Source organism: Streptomyces sp. NPDC002888, from assembly GCF_042888465.1.
Classification (GTDB): domain Bacteria; phylum Actinomycetota; class Actinomycetes; order Streptomycetales; family Streptomycetaceae; genus Streptomyces.
Genome location: NZ_JBIAPU010000016.1, coordinates 49014 through 68097 on the forward strand (window position 1 = coordinate 49014; position 19084 = coordinate 68097).

At 71.0% G+C, this 19084-nt stretch carries 8 protein-coding genes; 1 reads left to right on the forward strand and 7 read right to left on the reverse strand.

Translation table 11 applies throughout. The annotated features are described in order from the left end of the window. Positions 1–10: 10 nt before the first annotated feature. The 5 genes from ACFYWX_RS25360 to ACFYWX_RS25380 all read right to left on the reverse strand — a co-directional run bounded on the left by ACFYWX_RS25360 (position 11) and on the right by ACFYWX_RS25380 (position 6042). The gene (locus ACFYWX_RS25360; RefSeq protein ID WP_389426383.1) at positions 11–1765 is read right to left on the reverse strand and encodes an amylo-alpha-1,6-glucosidase; all 1755 of its coding nucleotides are present in this window, start codon (positions 1763–1765) and stop codon (positions 11–13) included. Between the two features lie 52 nt (positions 1766–1817). Further along, positions 1818–2648, reverse strand: coding sequence for a carbohydrate ABC transporter permease (locus ACFYWX_RS25365; RefSeq protein WP_389426384.1), 831 nt, complete (start codon positions 2646–2648; stop codon positions 1818–1820). Next, positions 2645–3628 (reverse strand): carbohydrate ABC transporter permease, encoded by a 984-nt coding sequence (locus ACFYWX_RS25370; protein WP_389426385.1) that lies wholly within the window; start codon positions 3626–3628, stop codon positions 2645–2647. The genes ACFYWX_RS25365 and ACFYWX_RS25370 overlap by 4 nt, the downstream gene beginning before the upstream one ends. A gap of 10 nt (positions 3629–3638) precedes the next feature. Then, a complete protein-coding gene (locus tag ACFYWX_RS25375; RefSeq protein WP_389426386.1) occupies positions 3639–4880 on the reverse strand; it encodes an extracellular solute-binding protein in 1242 nt (413 codons plus the stop codon). Positions 4881–5007: 127 nt separating this feature from the next. Then, positions 5008–6042, reverse strand: a complete 1035-nt coding sequence (locus ACFYWX_RS25380) for a LacI family DNA-binding transcriptional regulator (protein WP_389426387.1) — start codon at positions 6040–6042, stop codon at positions 5008–5010. A gap of 325 nt (positions 6043–6367) precedes the next feature. Between ACFYWX_RS25380 and ACFYWX_RS25385 the strand changes: the two genes are divergently transcribed. Further along, positions 6368–8191, forward strand: a complete 1824-nt coding sequence (locus ACFYWX_RS25385) for an RICIN domain-containing protein (RefSeq protein ID WP_389426388.1) — start codon at positions 6368–6370, stop codon at positions 8189–8191. Positions 8192–8316: 125 nt separating this feature from the next. Here the strand turns inward: ACFYWX_RS25385 and ACFYWX_RS25390 are convergent, their stop codons facing one another. Together ACFYWX_RS25390 and ACFYWX_RS25395 are read right to left on the reverse strand one after the other, a co-directional pair. Further along, positions 8317–15678, reverse strand: a complete 7362-nt coding sequence (locus ACFYWX_RS25390; protein ID WP_389426389.1) for a MupA/Atu3671 family FMN-dependent luciferase-like monooxygenase — start codon at positions 15676–15678, stop codon at positions 8317–8319. Next, complete coding sequence (locus ACFYWX_RS25395) at positions 15675–18929, reverse strand: type I polyketide synthase (protein WP_389426390.1); 3255 nt, start codon at positions 18927–18929, stop codon at positions 15675–15677. The genes ACFYWX_RS25390 and ACFYWX_RS25395 overlap by 4 nt, the downstream gene beginning before the upstream one ends. Between the last annotated feature and the right edge of the window lie 155 nt (positions 18930–19084).

The window sequence follows — 19084 nt, forward strand, 5'->3', positions numbered from 1 at the left end:
CTGAACGCGGCTACGCGGTGCCGGAGGCGGGCGAGGCGGTCCGCAGTGCCTGGCCTTCGGCGAGCAGGAGATACGCGGCCGCGGTCCAGGTGTAGGCGCGGTCGCGCAGGCCGGTGCCGGTGAGGGCGTCGAAGTTCTCCGCGAAGCCGTGGGTTTCGCACAGGCGCCGGAAGCGGGCGCTGATCTCGTCCGCCAGGCGACGGTGACCGGCGCGGCGCAGGCCGTCCTCGACGAGAACCGTGGCCGGCGCCCAGATGGGACCGCGCCAGTAGCCGTCGGGGCGGTAGTGCGGTGACGTGGGCAGTTCCGTGGCCAGGCCGTACGGGGTCAGGTGGGCCTCGATCCGGGTGGCCAGCGTCTTGGCGACGCTCTCCGGCAGGTGCTCGCCCAGGGCAATGGGCATCAGGTCGAGGAGGCTGGAGCTGCCCCAGGTGTCGCCGCTGTCGGCGCCCCGTGCGACGAACCGCTCCCCGGTCCACAGCTCGTCGAGCATGGCCGCCTGGGTCGCCTCCGCGGTGTCCAGCCAGCCGCGGGCCTCATCACCACGGCCGAGTTCCGTTGCCAGGGCGGCGAGTTCGTGCAGTTGGAGGACGAGGAACGCGGCCAGGTCGGCGGTGACCACCACGCGCTCGGGGTCGAAGGTCGTGGCGTTGTCCCAGCCGCTGTCGTTGCCGTGCTGGTAGTGGGGCAGCGCGGCGCCGGGCGCCCGGCGTGCGGTGAGCCAGAAGTCCGTCCAGCGTCGCAACCTGTCGTAGGCGTCGGCGAGTTCGTCGCGGTCGAGCGGTGCGGGCAGACGCCTGCGCAGGTGGGACAGGGTCCAGCCGTGGATGGGGGGCTTGACGAAGTTGTGCAGGACCTCCGAGTGGGTGAGCGAGTCGGGCAGCGCCCCGCTCTCGTCCAGGTGGTCGAAGGGCAGCGAGAACTGGTCCCAGGCCAGCGCGGGTGTTCCCGGCGCCAGGGCGAGGGCGTTGAAGCAGTGGTCCCAGCTCCAGACCTTGTCCATCCAGTGCTTGGACATCAGCACCGCGGGCCGGGTGACGAGCCCCGCCGGGTTCACCGTCGCGGACCACAGGACGTACGCGGCGAGTTCGGCGGCCGGGGTACCGGAGGAGCGCCAGGGGGCCACCGTGTCGACGAAGTCGGCGAAGGTCTGCTCCGCCACGGCCACGACCTCGGCGAACGTCGCCCGGGTGCGGTAGGGGCGGCGCGCGCTGTCGAACTCCTCGACGGCGGCCTCCCAGGTTCCGCCGGCGTCCGCGGTGATCGTGAGCCCGCGGTCGGCACTGCCCAGGGCCTGCCCGCCGGTGGCGTCGACCACGGTGCCCGACAGCACGGTGACCCGGTAGCGGCGCCCGGTCTCGTACGAGGTGAACACGTACGCTCCGTCCACCGGGTCACGGAAGGCGTACGTGCCCGTGAAGGGCGTCAGGGTCCGCGCCGCCGCGGTGACCCGCAGTCCGAGCCCCGCCCCGCGCAGGCGGACGGTGTCCGGTGCCTCGTAGGCGAGGTCGATGCGCCCGCTCTCGCGGGTCCAGGTGAGGAGGCTCGGTCTCGCCGCGCTACGGGTCTCGGCCCGCTCGCCGGTCGTGGGGTCGAGGGGGACGAGGCGCAGGACGGCGTGCATGCCGTTCTGGTGGGAGACCAGGTGGAGGTCGTCGGCGTACGTCTTCTCCGCCAGCACCGGCGAGATGTCGAACCAGGATCCGTGCGTGCTGAACGGGATGTCGTGGAGGGAGAAGGCCGGGCCGGACGGGGCGGCGGTCATGAAGGGTCACTCGTTTCTTGAGCAGGGGTCACCAGTGGTATGCCGGGGGAGGTCAGTCCTTCACGGCTCCGGCGGTCACACCGGCGGCGACGTAACGCTGGGCGAGGACGAGGATCACCGCGGCGGGCAGCGAGGCCACGACGGCGGTGGCCATGATGGCGTTCCACTCCTGGTTGTTGTTGCCGATGTAGTGGTAGATGCCGAGCGTGATGGGCTCGTGCGCGCCGCCGCCCGCGAGGGTGCTGGCGAAGACGAAGTCCGACCACGACCACAGGAACGCGAACAGCGACACCGTCACGACGGCGTTGCGGCTCATCGGCAGCACGATCGCCCGGAAGGTGCGCAGGGGCCCGGCTCCGTCCATCTGCGCGGCCTGGAGCAGTTCGCCGGGGATGCCGGACATGAACGCGGTGAAGATCAGCACCGCGAAGGGGACGGCCAGCGTGGAGTCGGCGACGATCAGGCCGGGGACGGACTGGAGCAGTCCGAGCTGGAGGTAGACGGCGTAGAAGCCCATCGCCATGATGATGCCGGGGACCATCTGGGCGACCAGGAAGAGGAAACCGAGCACTCCTCCGCCGCGTGGGCGCAGTTTCGCGAGCGCGTAGCCGGCGGGTGCGGCCAGGGCCACGGTGAGGACGACGGTGCCCAGGCCGATGACGAGGCTGGTGCCGAGGTAGGGCAACTGCTGGTCGAGGACGGCCCGGTAGCCCTCCAGCGTGCCGTGGACGGGGAACAGGTCCGGCGGACTCTTGCGCATGTCCTGGTCGCGGGTGAAGGACACGTTCAGCATCCAGTACACCGGGAAGAGCATGACGGCGGTCAGCGCCAGGCCGAGGACGGTCTTCCACCCCGTACGACCGCGCCGGTGCGGGGAGTTCATGCCAGTGCCTGCTTTCTCTGGACCCTCAGATACACCAGGCCGAAGACCAGCGCGGCGACGACGAGCAGGTTTCCGACGGCCGCGCCGGGGCCGAAGGCGGGCAGCAGATTGCCGAAGCCGAGCCGGTAGGACCAGGTGGCGAAGGTGGTGGACGAGTCCGCCGGACCGCCCTTGGTCATGATCCAGATGATGTCGAAGACCTTGAGCGTGTACACCAGGCCCAGCAGCAGGGTGATCGCGGAGACCGGCCGCAGGAGCGGGAAGGTGATGCTCCAAAAGCGCCGCCAGGCACTCGCCCCGTCCAGGGCGGCCGCCTCGTACAGGCTGCCCGGGATCGACTGCAGACCGCTGTGGAGCACGACCAGGTTGAACGGGACACCGATCCAGATGTTGGCGATGATCACCGACGTCAGCGACCACTCCGGCGAGGTCAGCCAGTTCACCGGATCGATACCGACGGCGCTCAACAGGGCGTTGACGATGCCGGAGTCGCTGTTGAGCATCCACGACCAGGTAGACGCCGACACGATCAGCGGCAGCAGCCACGGCACCAGGAACAGGGCACGCAGCGTCGCGGAGAGCCGGAAGTGCTGGTTGAAGAAGACCGCGAGGGCCAGGCCGATGGCGTACTGGAAGAACAGACACACGGCCGTGAACACCACGGTGTGCACCAGTGCGGGGCCGAAGGTCGGGTCCTGGAAGACCGTTTCGAAGTTCTTCAGGCCGGTGAACGGCGCGTCGCCCCGGACGAAGGAGCGGACGGTGTAGTTGCGCAGGCTCAGATCGATGTTGCGGTAGAGCGGGTAGGCGTAGAAAAGGGTGAGGTAGAGGGTGACCGGGGTGAGGAAGGCCCAGGCCGCCCACTGCTGCGAGCGGGGGCGTCGGCGAGGAGTGGTACGGGCCGGGAGCGGGGCGGCGGTGGCCGCCCCTTTCCGGTCGACCACGGGCCGGCGGTCCGGCGGGTGGGTCGTCTGCTTCATCGGTTCCACGTCACTTGACCGCGGACTGCGCCGAACCGAGCGCGTCCTTGGGGGACTTAACTCCGCTGAGTGCGGACTGGACGGCCTTCCACATCTGCTCGGAGATCTTGGGGTACTTGGTGCCGAGGTCGTCGCTGGTGCGTCCCTTGGCCGCCTTGACCGCCTCGACCCAGGGCTTCAGCTTGGCGTCGGACGCCACCTGCTTGTTCTGGACCTCGGTGGTGGGGGCCACGTAGGACAGGGTGGTGTCGGTGGCGTAGAGGTTCTCGGTGCTGGTCAGGCATGTCACCAGCTTCTGTGTGGTGGCGTAGCGGCCGGTGTCGCCCTGGACGGGGACGGTGACGAACTCGCCGCCGGTCGGGGCCGCGGCATTGCCCCCGGTGGACGCGGGGATGGGCAGGACGCCGTAGTCGAAGCCGGCCTTGTCGGCGTTCGCGAGCTGCCAGGTACCGTTCTCGGCGAAGGCGTAGTCGCCGCTGGCGAACTCCTGCCAGCTGGTGGTCTGGGTGTTGTTGATCACCGAGTTGGGGGCGTAGCCCTTCTTCAGCCAGTCGCTCCACAGCGACAGCGCCGAGACGCCCTGGGCGGAGTCGAGTTCGGTGAGCTTCGCGCCCGAACCCCAGAACCAGGGCAGGAACTGGAAGCTGCCCTCCTCGGTACCGATCGCGGAGAACGTGACGCCCTTCTTGCCCGCCTTCTTCACCTTCTCCAGCGCCGCCGTCAGCGACGTCCAGTCCTTGACCGAGGCGACATCGACACCGGCCTTCTTCAGCACGTCCTTGTTGTAGTAGAGGGCAAGGGTGTTGGCACCGATGGGCGTGCCGTACGTCTTCCCGCCCGACTGGCCCGCCGCCAGGAGGTTGGGGTCGACCTTCGAGGTGTCCAGCCTGTTGTCGTCGCTGGTGGTGAGGACGCCTGCCTCGGCCAGCGTGGAGACGACGGGGTTGTCGACGATGAGCACGTCCGGGGAGTTGTCCTGCTGGGCCGCGAGGAGAGCCTTGTTCGTCAGGTCGCTGGTGTCGAACGCGGTCCGCTTGACCTTCACCCCGGCCTTGGTGCCGCAGCCGTCGAGCAGCTTCGCCCACGCCGAGTCCTTGGCGAACTGCGGGTACGGGTCCCAGACGGTGTAGGTGCCGCTGTCCTCGCCCTTCGCGGACGTGCTGCCGTCGGACGAGCAGGCGGTGGCGCCGGTGGCTACGGCGACGACGGTCAGGGCCACGGCCGTGAGCCGCCGTCCGGTCGATCTGTTCATGGTGCGTTCCTTCGCGATGCCCGGCACGACCTGTATTTGGGCATGCCGGATAGAGGGGTGAGGGTGGCGACCGGCTCAGCGGGGCCGGTGAAGGAGCGATGCTCGGCGAGAGAGTGCCGGGGAGGTGTCAGGCGTTCGAGCCGGAACCGGAGTGCGGGTGGCCGGGCCCGGTGCTGGCGCGCAGGGAGATCGGCGGCGCGAGCAGGTGGTGGCGCGGCGCCGCGCTGGGATGGTCGAGCCGCTCGACGAGCAGGTCGACGGCGAGGCGCCCCATCTGCTCCGCCGGTACGTCGGCCGCCGTGAGCTGCGGGGTCACCGTCTCCGCCCACCGCCCCGCCACCACGCCGGTGACGGAGAAGTCACGCGGCACATGGCGGCCCGCCATGGCCAGGCCCCGGTAGAGGCCTCCGAGCGCGGCCTCGTTCAGCGTGACGAGGGCCGTGGTGGCCGGATCCTCGTGCAGGATCCGCTCCAGGCACACCTCACCCGAGGGGGCGTCATCGCCGCAGCAGTACGTGCGGACGGTCAGCCCACGCTCCGCCGCGGCTTTCGTGAAGCCCTCCAGCCCTCGGTGCGCCGACTCGTACCCGGCCCGCAGCAGGTGCTCGGGCCGGTTCACGAACGCGATCCTGCGATGTCCCAGGTCGGCGAGATGGTGCACACAGGCCTCCACCAACGCGGTGTGGTCCAGGCCGACCCACCAGTCGCCCTCCGGCTGCGCGGTGCGACCGATGCAGACGGCGGGGAAGTTCTCGGCGAGGAGGTGGTCGACCCGGTCGTCCTGAAGCCTGATCTCCATCAGGATGGCGCCGTCGACACGCCGCTCCCCCAGCAGCCGCTGGAAGGAACGGTCGCTGTCCACACCGCTCGGCGACAGCAGCACGTCGTAGTCGTAGGCCGCCGCGGCCTCCACCACACTGCCGATGAAGTCCAGCTGCATTCCGGTGTAGTGGTTCCCCGCCGGCGGGAAGACCAGGCCGATGGTGCTGGTCCGGCCGTTGGCCAGCGCCCGTGCGCTGGCGTTGGGCCTGTAACCCAGCTCGTCGATGACCTCCTGGATCCTACGGCGGGTCTCCTCCGACACCGCACGCTTGCCGCTCAGCGCGTACGACACGGTGCTCCGCGAGACACCGGCCCGCTTGGCGATCTCACCGATGTTCACGGAGTGCTCCTTCATCGAACCGGTTCGAATGCGGACCAGCTGTCGAACCGGTTCGCGTGACTGGAAGCTAGGAGCCTCAGGAGCGGGTGTCAATGCCTCACACGCAATTCCGGAAATCTGCTGCCCGATCCCTGTCGAAGGCATTGCTGGCTTGTTTCAGGTGGTGCTAGCTTCCGGCGAACCGGTTCGACAAGGCCGCTCGAGATCACGATGTCCCCCGAGACACCCCTTCTCCCGCAAGGGCTGCCCTGCTCTACGTCGATCGAACCGGTTCGCATCACTGACGGCTGACACCCCGCCCCTCGGAAACCTCGGAGAGCCGCACATGCACCACCGTTCACCACGCCCGCTGTCCACAGCCGCCGTCCTGCTGACGGCCCTGGCGGCGAGTCTGCTGCCCGCCACCGCCTCGCACGCCGCCGACACCAGCGTCACCGTGGACTTCGCCACCGCCGGCGGAGCTCCCACGTACCACGCCTCGGGAATGATCTACGGGATGACCCCGGACGGATCGCTGCCCCAGGACCACTTCTTCAAGGACATCAAGTGGCACCTCATGCGGGCCGGCGGTGCCCAGCTCAACAACGGCGGCTACGGCACCAGCCTCGCCGGATACCAGACCCGCTGGAACTCCACGCTGGCCCAGTACAAGCGGACCGCCGCCCTCGGCGGCACGTTCGTCCTGCTCCCGCACGACCTGTGGGGCGCCGACGCCACCACCACCCAGGGCTGGCCCGGCGACAACGGGGACTGGACACAGTTCGACAACTTCGTCACCCAGCTCATCAACGACGTCCGTGCCAACAACATGAACGTCCAGTGGGACCTGTGGAACGAGCCGGACGGCAGGAACTTCTGGGGCCCTTCGCAGAGCCAGTACCTGCAGATGTGGTCACGGTTCTACGCCCGCGTCCGGGCCGCGTTCCCGGGCCAGCTCATCGTCGGGCCCAGCACCGCGAGCCAGCCGAACTCCTCCAACACCTGGTGGACGACCTACCTCAACTACGTCAAGGCCAACAACGTTGCGCCCGACATCTGGAGTTGGCACGACGAGCCGGGTGACCCGGTCACCGACGTCGGGCGCGCCAACTCGACGCTCGCCGCGGCGGGCCTGACCAACACCCGTCCGTACCAGATCAACGAGTACGCCGCCCTGTCCATGCAGTCCCCGGGCGGTGGCGCCTGGTTCATCGGCCGTCTGGAGCGGGCCGGCGCCGACGGCCTGCGCGGCAACTGGGCCTCGGGCACCAACCTGCACGACTACGAGGCCAACCTGCTCACCAAGAACAGCGCCGGCCAGTACGTGCCGCTCGGCGAGTGGTTCATGTACCGCTACTACGGCTCCCAGACGGGCAACATCGTCAACCTCGTCCCGGGCACCGGCACCGACGGTCTGGCCACCAAGGACAACACCGCCAAGAACGCCAAGATCCTGCTCGGCATCAGTGGCAACACCGGCACCGTCACCGTCAACCTCACCGGTCTGAACACGACGTCGGTGGTGGAGAACAGCAGGGTCCGGGCCGTCGTACAGCGCCTCCCGCACAACAACGGGGCCGCGGTGGCGGGCCCGGAGACGATCTCCGACACCACCCTGACGGTCAGTGGCAACTCCGCCTCGCTGACCCTGCCCTGGTCGAACGCCAAGGACGGCTACACCGTCACCCTGCTGCCGCCGTCCAACACCACCGTCTCCACCGTCGCCGTGAGCCAGAACAGCGGCCAGTGCCTGGACGACACCGGCCTCAGCACGGCCAACGGCACGCAGTACCAGCAGTACTACTGCGAGGGCGGCTACCAGCAGATGCTCGACCTCAAGCCGGTCGCCGGCCGGACGAACACCTACACCGTGGTCGACGAGCTCAGCGGCAAGTGTCTGGACGTCTCGGGTGCGTCGACGGCCGACGGCGCCGCCGTCGGCCAGTACACCTGCAACGGCCAGACCAACCAGATGTTCACCCTCAATGCCGTCAGCGCGCTGGGCAACAGCCACGACTACCAGCTCGTCGCCGTGCACAGCGGCAAGTGCGTCGACGTCTCCGATGTCTCCACCCAGCCACGGGCCCTGATCCACCAGTGGACCTGCGACCCGGCGAGCGCCCTCAGCACCAAGAAGAACCAGATCTGGAGGCTGCTGGGCAGAGCCTGAGCCTCATCGCTTCCCATCGCCATGAGCGAACTCCCGGCGGCCTCCTGCGGAAGCAGGGTGCCGCCGGGACGGGTTCGGGCGCCTCGCCCTGCCAGGTGCCGCCGGCCCTGCCAGGTGTAGCCGGGTCAAGCCCGTGGGTCTCCGAGAGCCTCGTCGACTCCCTCGTGCAGCAGCCTGACGTAGTCGCGGGCCCAGCCCTCGACGGTCGTGCGGTCCCACAGGTCGGCCGAGTACTCCACGAAGCCGTTCAGTTCGTCGCCGGCCGGGACGAGCCCGAAGGTGAGCTCCGTCCGGGCGGCGGCGGGGGCTAGGTCCTCGACGGCCGTGGTCAGGCCGGGCAGTTCGACATCGGTCTCCAGGGAGTTCTGGTAGGCGAAGCCGACGTCGAGCCGGTCCGGCAGGTCGACGCCCTTCCGCTCCCGCATGGCGGGGGCGATACGGCGCACCGGCACGGCCCGGTCCATGCACTCCACCGCCGTACGGGCGACCTGATCGGTCAGAGCGGCGAAGGAACCGGTCGATCCGCCTCGCACCGGTAGCGCGAACCCTGTGATCGTGCAGGCCACGAGCGATTCGAACGCGCGGCGCTCACGGTTGGCGTGGGAGATGTTGAACACGACGTCCGGCTGCCCGGACCTTCGCGCGAGCATCCGGGCCAGGGCCGCCGCCGTGACGACGAAGGGAGTCGTGCCGCGCTGCTTCGCCAGTCGCTCCACGGCGGCGCGTGTCCGAGCCGGCACGGTGAACATCACGGCGCCACCGCGCCCGCTCGCGCTCTTCGGCCGGGGCCTGTCCAGCGGCAGGTCGACCGTGAAGGGCAGACCGTCCAGTTCGCGCAGCCAGAACTCCAGCTTCCGCTCGTCGGCGGCCTTGTCGACCTGCTCGCGCTGCCATTGGGCGTACGCCACGGGCTGGTACGGCACGGCCGGCAGGGAGGCCGGGGGCTCACCCGTGACGGCCGAGCCGTAGAGCGCGGCGAGTTCCTTCAGCAGCAGGCTGACGGACCATCCGTCGCAGGCGGAGTGGTGCAGGACGAGGAGCAGCACCCAGGTGCTCTCGTCCGTGCGCAGCAGGCGCAGGGCCATGGGGATCCCGTCGGTGGGATCGATCGGTGTCTCGGCGGCCTCGGCGGCGGCCCGTTCCAGGGCGGTCCGCCGCTCCGGTGCCGGCCGCGCGGTGAGGTCCTCGACGGCCAGTTCCGCCGGCCGGGGCCGCAGCACCTCCTGCTCCCACCCCTCTCCGTTGCGGACCAGGCGGGTGCGCAGGCCCTCGTGCCGCTCGACGAGCCGGGTCAGGGCGGTGCGCAGTGCCGCCACGTCCAGCGTCCCGGAGAAGGTGATCCGCATGGCGACGTTGAAGACCTGGGGAAGGAGGTGGTCGGCGTGCACCGTGGCGAAGCGGGCCTGCTGGACGGTGGCGGGCGCCCGGCGCTCCACGGTGCCGGGCCCGCCATCGTGCCCGGACGGCCCGGGCCCGGCCGACTCCCCTGCGGTGTCGGCCAGTTGGGCCGTCATGGCCCGCAGCGTCGGCTCCTGGTAGAACCGCGCCATCGGGTACTCGCTGCCGAACTCCTCACGGACCCGGTTCACCAGTCGCATCGCGGTGATCGAGTCGCCGCCCAGGTCGTAGAACGAGGTGTCGGCCCCGATGCCGTCGGCGTCGACGGCGAACTCCTCCGCCCACAGCTCCCGGACCCTCCGCTCGATGTCCGTGCGGCGGCCTGCTTCTCGCACCTCCTGTGGCGCTTCCTGCCGCTCCCGCCTCGGTACCGCGGTGACGAGGTCGGGCGACGGCAGCGCCGAGCGGTCCAGTTTTCCGTTGCCCGTCACGGGCAGGGTGGACAGGATCCGCCAGGCGCGCGGCACGAGGTACTCCGGCAGCCGGGCCGCCAGTTCCTCGGCCATGAGGTCGGCGAACGCCTGCCGGTCGTCGGCAGATTCACCGACCGGGTCGGCGGGGACGACGTAGGCGGCCAGATACGCCTCGCCCCGGTCGTTGCGGCGGGCCTGCACGGCCGCCTCGCGCACGCCGTCCAGGCCGTTGAGCGCGCGGGACGCCTCCTCCGGCTCGACCCGGAAGCCGCGGATCTTCACCTGGTCGTCGGCCCGGCCGTGGAACTCCAGCTTTCCGTCCACGGTCCACCGCACGCGGTCCCCCGTGCGGTACATACGGGAGCCCTGACCGCCTCCTTGGCCTTCCGGGTCCGGCGCGAAGCGCTCCTCGGTGAGCTCTTGCCTGTGCAGATAGCCGAGGGCGACCCCCGGACCGCCGACGTGGAGCTCGCCCACGGTGCCGACGGGCACCGGGCGGCCGGACTCGTCGACCACGCTCAGCCGTACGTTGTCGACCGGGCGTCCCAGCGCGATCGGACGGACCGGGTCCTGGCTCTGATCCGGGCCCTCGGGCGTCACGGTTTCCACGGTGCACAGCACGGTGACCTCGGTCGGCCCGTACACGTTCACCGTCTCGTACCGTGCCTCGGGCCGTGGCCGGGTGCGCAGTACGTCACCACCCAGCAGCAGGTGACGCAGCGGAGGCTGGTCGCCCGGCGGCAGCCGCAGCACCTGCTCGCCCAGGGCCGTGGGCAGGATGGAGAACGTGACCGACTGCTCGGCGTACCACCGCGCCAGGGCCAACGGGTCCCTGCGCACCTCCTCGTCCGCGATCGTGACCGACGCGCCCGCGGTCAGCGCCGGCCAGATCTCCAGGATCGAGGCGTCGAAGCTCTGGCTGCACACGACGGCGCTGCGGTCGGCGGCGCCGTGGGCGAAGCGCCGGTGGTGCCACTGGCACAGGTCCACGACGGCGCGGTGCGGCAGGACGACGCCCTTCGGGGTGCCGGTGCTGCCCGAGGTGTAGACGACACAGCACGCCGAAGCGCCGCCGCCGGGGGTGGTCACGGTGTGCCCGGGGTTCCGCGGTGTGGCGTCGGGTGACACGGTGGTGACTCCCCCGGGCAGCTTCAGAGCGGCCGCCCCGGCCGGCGTCGACACCACGGTCCGGGCGCCGCACTCGGCGATCACCTGCTCGGCGCGTGCCCGGCCGAGGGACGGGTCGAGCGGCACGTAGGCGCAACCCGCTTTGAGGACCGCGAGCATGGCCACGACGAGGTCGGCGGAACGGGGCAGCCACAGGGCGACGACCTCGCTGCCGCCGCGCGTCCGTTCCGGCGCGCGCCGTTCCCTGAGGACGGCGGCCAGTCGTTCGGCCCGCTCGTCCAGGTCACGGTAGGTCAGCCGGGTGTCCCCGCTGATCACAGCCGTGCAGTCCGGATGCTCGGCGCTCTGGCGGGCGACCAGTGCGTGGACGCCGGTGTCCGCGAGCGGGCGGGACGGTCCCCGCTGCCAGGACGGTGGCACGGGCTGTCCGTCCGTGGCCGCCGGGGCGAGCCGGGACAGCGGTGTCTCCGGTGTGTCGACGGCCGCCACGAGCAGGTCCCGGAAGGTGGCGAAGAACCCCTCGACGGTGTCCTGGTCGAAGAGGTCGGTGTTGTACTCCAGATGGCAGCGCACGCCCTGCGGCTGGTCGGTGAAGTAGACGGTCAGGTCCGTCAGGGCCTTGTCCGGGCCGGCGTCCAGCGGTGTGGCCTCGATGCCGGGCAGTTCGAACCGGAACGGTTCGGTGCGCTGGAACTCGGCGAGTACCTGGAACACCGGCGTGCGGTCGGCCGCCCTCGGCGGGGCGAGCTCGCGCACCACCCTCTCGAACGGCACCCGGGCGTGGTCGTACCCGTCGAGGGCGACCGTGCGCACCCGGTCAAGGAGTGTGGTGAACGAGGGATCGCCGGAAAGGTCGAAGCGCAGCGCGAGGGTGTTCACGAAGAACCCGAGCAGGTGCTCGGCCCGCTCGGGCCGGTCCGAGATCGGGGTGCCGACGACGATGTCCGTCTGCCCGGTGACCCGGTGCAGCATCGTCGCGTACCCGGCGAGCAGGGTCATGAACAGGGTGCTCCGGCGGGTGCGGCTGAGTTCGCGCAGCCGCCGGGACAGTTCCGGGTCGAGGGTTTTGAAGAGGGCCCGGCCGTGGGAGGTCATCGTCGCGGGGCGCGGCCGGTCGGTGGGCAGGGCCAGTACGGGCAGTTCGCCGCCGAGCGTGCGCAGCCAGTAGCCCAGGTCCTCTTCGGCGTCGGGGCTGTCCGCGGAGACCGCACAGTCGCGGGCGTGGTCGGCGTAGCTCCAGGTGAGCGGGGGCAGGGCGGGGGCCGTGCCGTCGCGTTCGGCCCGGTAGAGAGCGGACAGGTCGCGGGCCAGGACGGTGGCGGAGGCGGCGTCGACCACGATGTGGTGCAGCGAGAGGACGAGGACGTGCTCCTGGTCGGCGAGCCTGACCAGTCGGGTGACGAACAGCGGGCCGTCCGTCAGGTCGAAGCGACGCGCGCTCTCCGCCGCGAGGACGTCCCGGAGCGCGGTCCGCGGGCTGCCGGTGCCGTCCACGACGTCGAAGTCGGGCTCGGCGGATTCCCGTACCACCTGCCGCGGTTCGCCCCGGGTCTCGCGGAAGACGGTGCGCAGTCCCTCGTGGCGGGCGACGAGGCCCTGCAGTGCCGTGCGCAGAGCGGGCACGTCGAGGGGGCCGTCGAGGCGGATCGCCTTGACCTCGTTGTAGGCGGTACGCCCCGGAAGCAGGCGCTCCAGGAACCAGATCCGTTGCTGGCCCGGGGACAGCGGGGCGTCATCGGCGGCGGGTGCTGCGGCTACTACCGTGGCGGGGACGGCGGGCGCGGGCGCGACAGGCAGCGGTTCGGCGGTGTTTCTCTCCCGGTGGCGGCGGCGCAGCGCGTCGAGGTGTGGGAGGCCCGCGCGCAGCTCGTCCGGCGCGACACCGAAGTCCACCAGGGCGACGATCTCGTCGGCGCCCGCCGCGGTCACCGCGTCCACCACCGGACCCACGCTGTCCACCGTGCCGATCAGGGCGCGCTGGTCGCAGTAACGGCCGTAGGCGCGGCGGAACACCACGTCCAGGTCGTCCTCGCTCAGGTCGGACAGGTCGACGCCCTGCCCGAGGCTGCTGGTGACACCGCTGAACAGCGACAGGGACGCGCGCATGTAGCGGGACAGCGGCTCGTACGCCTCGGTGCGCGCCCTGTCACGGTCTTCCGCGAGGTAGGTGTGCAGCAGGACGGCCACGGGCCCCGCGTCCGGGTCCAGGCCGTGCCGGGCCCGGGCGCGCCGGTAGCGGGTGATGTTCTCCTGGAGCTGTTCCACGCTCTGGGTCATCAGGTTGGTGACGATGCCCAGGTCGTGGCGGGCGGCGAGCTCGTACGAGGCGGGGTTGGCGACCACCGCGGTGTACAGGGGCGGAGCGTCCTGTACGGGCCGTGGGAACAGCCGCACCTCCGCCTCGCCGTCGCCGGTGGTGCGCCGCAGCGCGTCCCCGCGCCAGAACTTCCGCACCTGTTCCAGCTGTTCGTACATCAGCTCCTTGTGCCGGCCGAAGCGGTCGGGGAAGAAGACGAAGTCGTTGGCGTTCCAGCCACTGGCGACGCCGATGCCGACGCGGCCGCCGGAGAGGTTGTCGACCATCGACCACTCCTCGGCGACCCGGATGGGGTCGTGGAGCGGCAGCACGACGGAGCCGGCGTTCAGCCGGATGCGCTCGGTCTCGCGGGACAGCGCGGCCGCGAGCACCGCCGGGTTGGGGAAGAGGCCGCCGAAGGAGTGGAAGTGGCGCTCCGGCATCCAGAGAGCGTGGAAGCCGCTCCGGTCGGCGAACCGGGCGACCTCCATGAGGAGTTCGTACTGGCCGTGCCTGGGCGTCGAGGCGTCCTGCGGGTAGTCGCCGAAGAAGTAGACGCCGAAGTCGGTGGTGCGGGGGACGGCCGCGCTCGTGGGTGTTGTTGCCGTGCGGGATTCGTTGACGGCGGCGGCGTTCCAGGCCATGGAGGCAACGGGGGCAGGCACAGCCTCGGCCGACGCGACCGGCTCTGGTGCTGCTGCTCTGGGGGCCACCGGCTGCCCGCCCGGGAAGAATCCCGCCGACCGCAGCTCGCGCAGCGAGCCGCGCACCGCGTCCGCGACGAACTCGATGTCGCTGTCGGAGTGGGCGGTGGACAGGAAGAAGTTGCGCCACTCCCAGACGTGCACGCCGCGCAGCATCAGGTGGTGGTAGAGGAGTTCCATGTCGGCGTGGTGCTCGAAGCGGAACTGGGAGCCGAAGTGGCTCATGCGCAGCGGGTACTCCTCGGCCTCGAAGAAGCCGTTGAGCGTGGCGGCCAGCTCGGCGGTTCGCGCGTTCAGGCGTTCCTGAAGGCGCGGGCTGTGCTCCTTGAGGTGGGCCAGAACCGCACGCGCGGCGACCATCGACACGGGGTGCTGGATGTACGTACCGCCGAAGAACGTGGTGTCGGCGGGCGGGTAGCTGTCGTCGCCGTACGTCCAGTGGCCGCCGTCGACGCCGTCCATGATGTCGGCGCGGCCCGCGATGGCACCGATGGGGAAGCCGCCGCCGAGCAGCTTGCCGTAGGTGGCGAGGTCCGGTGTGACGCCGTACAGCTCCTGCGCGCCGCGCAGGGCCGGGCGGAAGCCGGTCAGCATCTCGTCGAACAGCAGGACGATGCCGTGGCGGCGGGTCAGCTCCCGCAGCTTCCGCACGAACTCGGCGGGCTGCAGGGAGGGATGTCTGCTCTGCACCGGTTCCACCACGACGGCGGCGATGCGGTCGGCATGCCGCTCGATCGTCTCCAGGGAGGTGTCGCTGCCGTAGTCGAGCACCAGCAGATCGGAGACGGCGCCGTGCGGGATGCCGCGGGAGACGGGCACGGTGATCTGGTCGGCGCCGGTGCCCGAGGTGCGGCCGAGAACGTTGTCGGCGTGGCCGTGGTACGCGCCCAGGAAGCTGACGATCTTGTCGCGGCCCGTGGCGGCGCGGGCGAGGCGGATGGCCGCGGCGTTGGCCTCCGTACCGGAGTTGGCGAAGGCCACCCGCTCCAGGCCGGTCAGCTCGGCCAGCAGTTCCGCCGCCTCACCGGTCTCCACGGCGCGGGGGCCGAGCTGGATACCCCGGGACAGGTGCTCTCGGACGGCGTCGGCGACGAAGGCCGGGTCGTGGCCGAAGAGCAGGACGCCGAAGCCCATGGTGATGTCGACGTACTCGTTGCCGTCGACGTCCTCCAGCCGGGCCCCGCTCGCCCGGCGGCCCGCGAGGGGGTACAGCATCTCCTTGGTCGCGCTGCGGAAGCCGACGACGGCACGGCTGTCGGCCAGGACACGGCGATGGCGCTGAGCGATCCGCTTCGAGGTGGGGGTCTTGGCGGTGTAGCGGCGTACGAGGTCGTCCAGGTGCTGCTGCTGGGACTGCGGGGAGGCGTCCCGGACCATGCCGGAGGTGCGGGCTACGGTCACCCGGGGGCCGTGTACGCGCTGTGGTTCGGCGGGGTGTTCCGTGGCCGGCGCTTCGCCACCCAGTTGCTCGGCGATGCGCCGCGAGAGTTCCTCCATGGCCGCCAGGTCCCGGCCCAGGGCCTCGGAGACGCCGTTCAGGCCCGTCACTTGGCCACCTTGCCGTTGAGTTGGAGGGTGGCCGAAGCGGTCTGGAGCGAGAGCAGCTGGGAGAGCTGGGACATCATCTGGAGCTGTATCTGCGATATCTGGTGGAGCTTGTGGGCGAGGTCCTCCAGCTCTTCCCGGGTCGCGTACTCGGGTGTGGCCGCGGGGGCGGTGACGGCGGGCGCAGGCTCCGGTGCCCGGACCGGTTCCGGTTCCCGGGGCGGCTCCGGCTGCGGCATCGGCGCTTCGACCCCCGGCATGCGGGCGACGATGAACTCCGCGAGCAGGCGCGGGGTACCCGTCTCCTCGAACAGCTGCCGCATCGTCACCTTGACCTGATGTTCCAGCTCCAGCTCACGCAGCACGCTGATCATCTGGAGCGAGTCGGCGCCGAGGTCGAAGAAGGACACGTCGCCGCTGATCCTCGACGGATCGTCGCCGAGGTGCCGGGCGGTCGACTCGGCGATGCTCCGGAGTACCCGCGCGACCGCTGCCTCTTGCTGTGCCAGTACCACTTCGGCTCCATTTCTCGCTGGTGTTCCCGTGCGCAGGGCCGTCAGTTCCGGCCCTGTCCAGTGGTCCTGGTGCTGGAATCGGTATCCGGGCAGCGGAATGCGCCTGCCGCCGCAGCCCGCCAGGAGTACCCGCCAGCCGATGTCCGCGCCCGCGCAGTGCAGGCCCGCCGCGGCGCCCCAGAGTGCGCCGAGCCCGGCGCCGCGCCGCAGGGAGGGAAGCGACCGCACGTCGGGCAGCGCCCGCCGGGCCAGACCGCTGAGCGTGGTGTGCGGCCCGATCTCGACCAGTACGTCGGGCTGTTGTCCGCCGATGCCGCGCAATGCCTCGTCGAAGCGGACGGGTTCACGGGTGTGCCGGACGAAGTGGTCGGCGTCCGGGGTCCAGCCGGGCGGGCGGGTCACGCCGTCCAGCGCGCTGACGAACGGGATTACCACCGGTCGCAGGGCCACCTCGCCGAGAACCGTCCGGAACTCCGCGAGCATCGGTTCCATCAGTGCGGTGTGGAAGGCGCGTGTCACCGGCAGCCGTTCACCCGGTATGCCGCGCTCGGCCAGCAGGGCGCACAGCCGGTCCACGGCCGTGACGGGCCCGGCGAGCACCTGGGCGCGCTCCCCGTTCGTCACGGCCGGCTCCAGGCCGGGCACCTCGGCGGCCAGGGCGAGGGCGGCCTCCCGGTCGAGCGCCACGGCGGCCATCGCGCCGGGCGCGCAGCGCTGCTGCATCAGCCGGCCGCGGGCGGCGGTGAGGCGCAGACCGTCGTCGAGCGACAGGGCTCCGGCCGCGTACAGCGCGGCGTACTCGCCGACGCTGTGCCCGGTCACGGCGTCCGGGTCGACGCCGGTGTCGTGCCACAGCCGGACGAGGGCGCACTGCAGGGTGAACAACGCGGGCTGCGCGGTGTCCGTTTCCCACAGAGGCCCGTCCCCAGGTGCGTGACCCGGCCCGCCCCCGGGGACGCCGTCCGCGGGCAGCCCGGCGAGCAGCGAGCCCCCGGTGAGGGCGCGGTAGTGGTCTTCGCAGGTGTCGAGCACCTCGCGGACGGCGGGGAACCGCTCGTAGAGGGCGGCGGCCATTCCGGGGTACGGGCTGCCCTGCCCGGTGAACTGGAACGCCACGCGGGCGGCGCCTTCCCGGGGTGTCGTTCCCGTGGTCACCGTCCCCTGGGCAGTGCCCGCGAGCCAGGTGTCGAGGGCGCCGGCGAGGGCGGCCGGGGTGGAGCCCCGGGCGGCGATCCGGTGGCGGCCGTGGGCGCGGCCGAGGGCGGCGGTGGTGACGAGGTCCGCCATGGGGGTGCCGGGCCGCTGCCGTAATCGGTCGCGGAAGGCGCGGGCGTTGTCCACGAGGGCGCCCTCGCTGCTTCCGGAGACCAGGAGTACGTCCGGCGGCGGGGCCGTGGCGGTCCGGGGCGCGGGTTCGGGAGGCTGTTCGAGGACGAGGTGGACGTTGGTGCCGCCGACGCCGAGGGAGGTGACGCCCGCGCGGCGGGGTGTGTCGCCCTCGGGCCAGGGCCGGGCGGCGCGGGGTATGTAGAAGGGGCTGGGGTCGAGGTCGATGCCGGGGTTGGGCTCGGTGAAGTTCGCCATCGGCGGGATGACGCCGTGCTTCAGGACCAGCAGGGTCTTGACCAGTCCGGCCAGTCCGGAGGCCGCGTCCAGGTGACCGATGTTGGCCTTGGTCGAGCCGAGGGCGCAGTAGCCGGTGCGGTCGGTGTCCTCGCGGTACGCGGCGGTGGCGCCCTCGAACTCGATCGGGTCGCCCTTGAGCGTGCCGGTGCCGTGGGCCTCCAGGTAGCCGATGGTGTCCGCGCCGACGCCCGCACGCTCCAGGGCCTGGCGGATGGCCGCGCGTTGGCCCTGTGCGCTGGGGGCGGTGTACGCCTTCTTGCCGGACCCGTCGTTGCTGATGCCCCAGCCACGGACGATCCCGTGGATGGTGTCGCCGTCGGCTACGGCTCTGGCCAGCCGCTTCAGTACGACGGCCAGTACGCCGGTGCCTCCCACGGTGCCGTCGGCTCCGGCGTCGAAGGCCCGCACTCGGCCGGACTTGGAGAGGATCGAGCCCTTGACGTAGCGGTAGCCCAGGACTTGGGGCACATGGACGGCGGTGGCGCCGGCGAGGGCGATGTCGCAGTCGCCCATGAGGAGCGACTGCGCGGCGAACTGCACGGCGGCGAGGGAGCTGGAGCAGCCGGTCTGGACGCTGACGGCGGGGCCGGTGAGCCCGAGCCGGTAGGCGACGCGGGTGGCCGTGAAGTCGCTGTAGTTGCCGAACGTGATCTGCATGCCGGTCATCCAGTCGTCGACGGACCGGCCGGGCAGGACGTTGTTGAGGAGGTAGCTCTGCAGGGCGTACAGGTGGTAGCCCGTACTGGCGTAGACGCCGACCCGGGTGCCGTCCCGCTCGTCCGGGTATCCGGCGTTCTCCAGGGCGTGCTGGGCGCATTCCAGGAACATGCGCTGCTGGGGGTCGGTGAGTTGGGCCTCGCGGGCGCTCATCGCGAAGTGGTGGGCGTCGAAGCCGGTGATGTCGTCCAGGACGGCGGAGGCGCCGACGAAGTCCGGCGCCCGGTACTGCTCGGCGGGGACACCGGCGGAGGCGAGCTCCTCCTCGGTGAAGCGGGTGACGCAGTCCGTGGCGTCGTGGATGACGCGCCAGAACTCCTCGGGGGTGTCGGCGCCGGGCAGCCGGAAGGCCATCCCGATGACGGCCATGCGCGGGTCCGGATCGTACGTGGTCATCGGCTGCGCCCCTCCTCGACGGTCGTCGCCAGACGTAAGGCCATGAAGACTCTGCTCCGCACGAAGGATGTGAAAGGACGTGAAGCTGATGCGATCGCACCCAAGCAGACCCGGTCGCACATGATCAAGACCCGAGGAGACGCCCCGACGAAATC

Coding starts and splice junctions, on each gene's coding strand:
- ACFYWX_RS25395 (WP_389426390.1), bottom strand. CDS start 18,929: ATGACCACGTACGATCCGGACCCGCGCATGGCCGTCATCGGGATGGCC.
- ACFYWX_RS25360 (WP_389426383.1), bottom strand. CDS start 1,765: ATGACCGCCGCCCCGTCCGGCCCGGCCTTCTCCCTCCACGACATCCCG.
- ACFYWX_RS25375 (WP_389426386.1), bottom strand. CDS start 4,880: ATGAACAGATCGACCGGACGGCGGCTCACGGCCGTGGCCCTGACCGTC.
- ACFYWX_RS25385 (WP_389426388.1), top strand. CDS start 6,368: ATGCACCACCGTTCACCACGCCCGCTGTCCACAGCCGCCGTCCTGCTG.
- ACFYWX_RS25365 (WP_389426384.1), bottom strand. CDS start 2,648: ATGAACTCCCCGCACCGGCGCGGTCGTACGGGGTGGAAGACCGTCCTC.
- ACFYWX_RS25370 (WP_389426385.1), bottom strand. CDS start 3,628: ATGAAGCAGACGACCCACCCGCCGGACCGCCGGCCCGTGGTCGACCGG.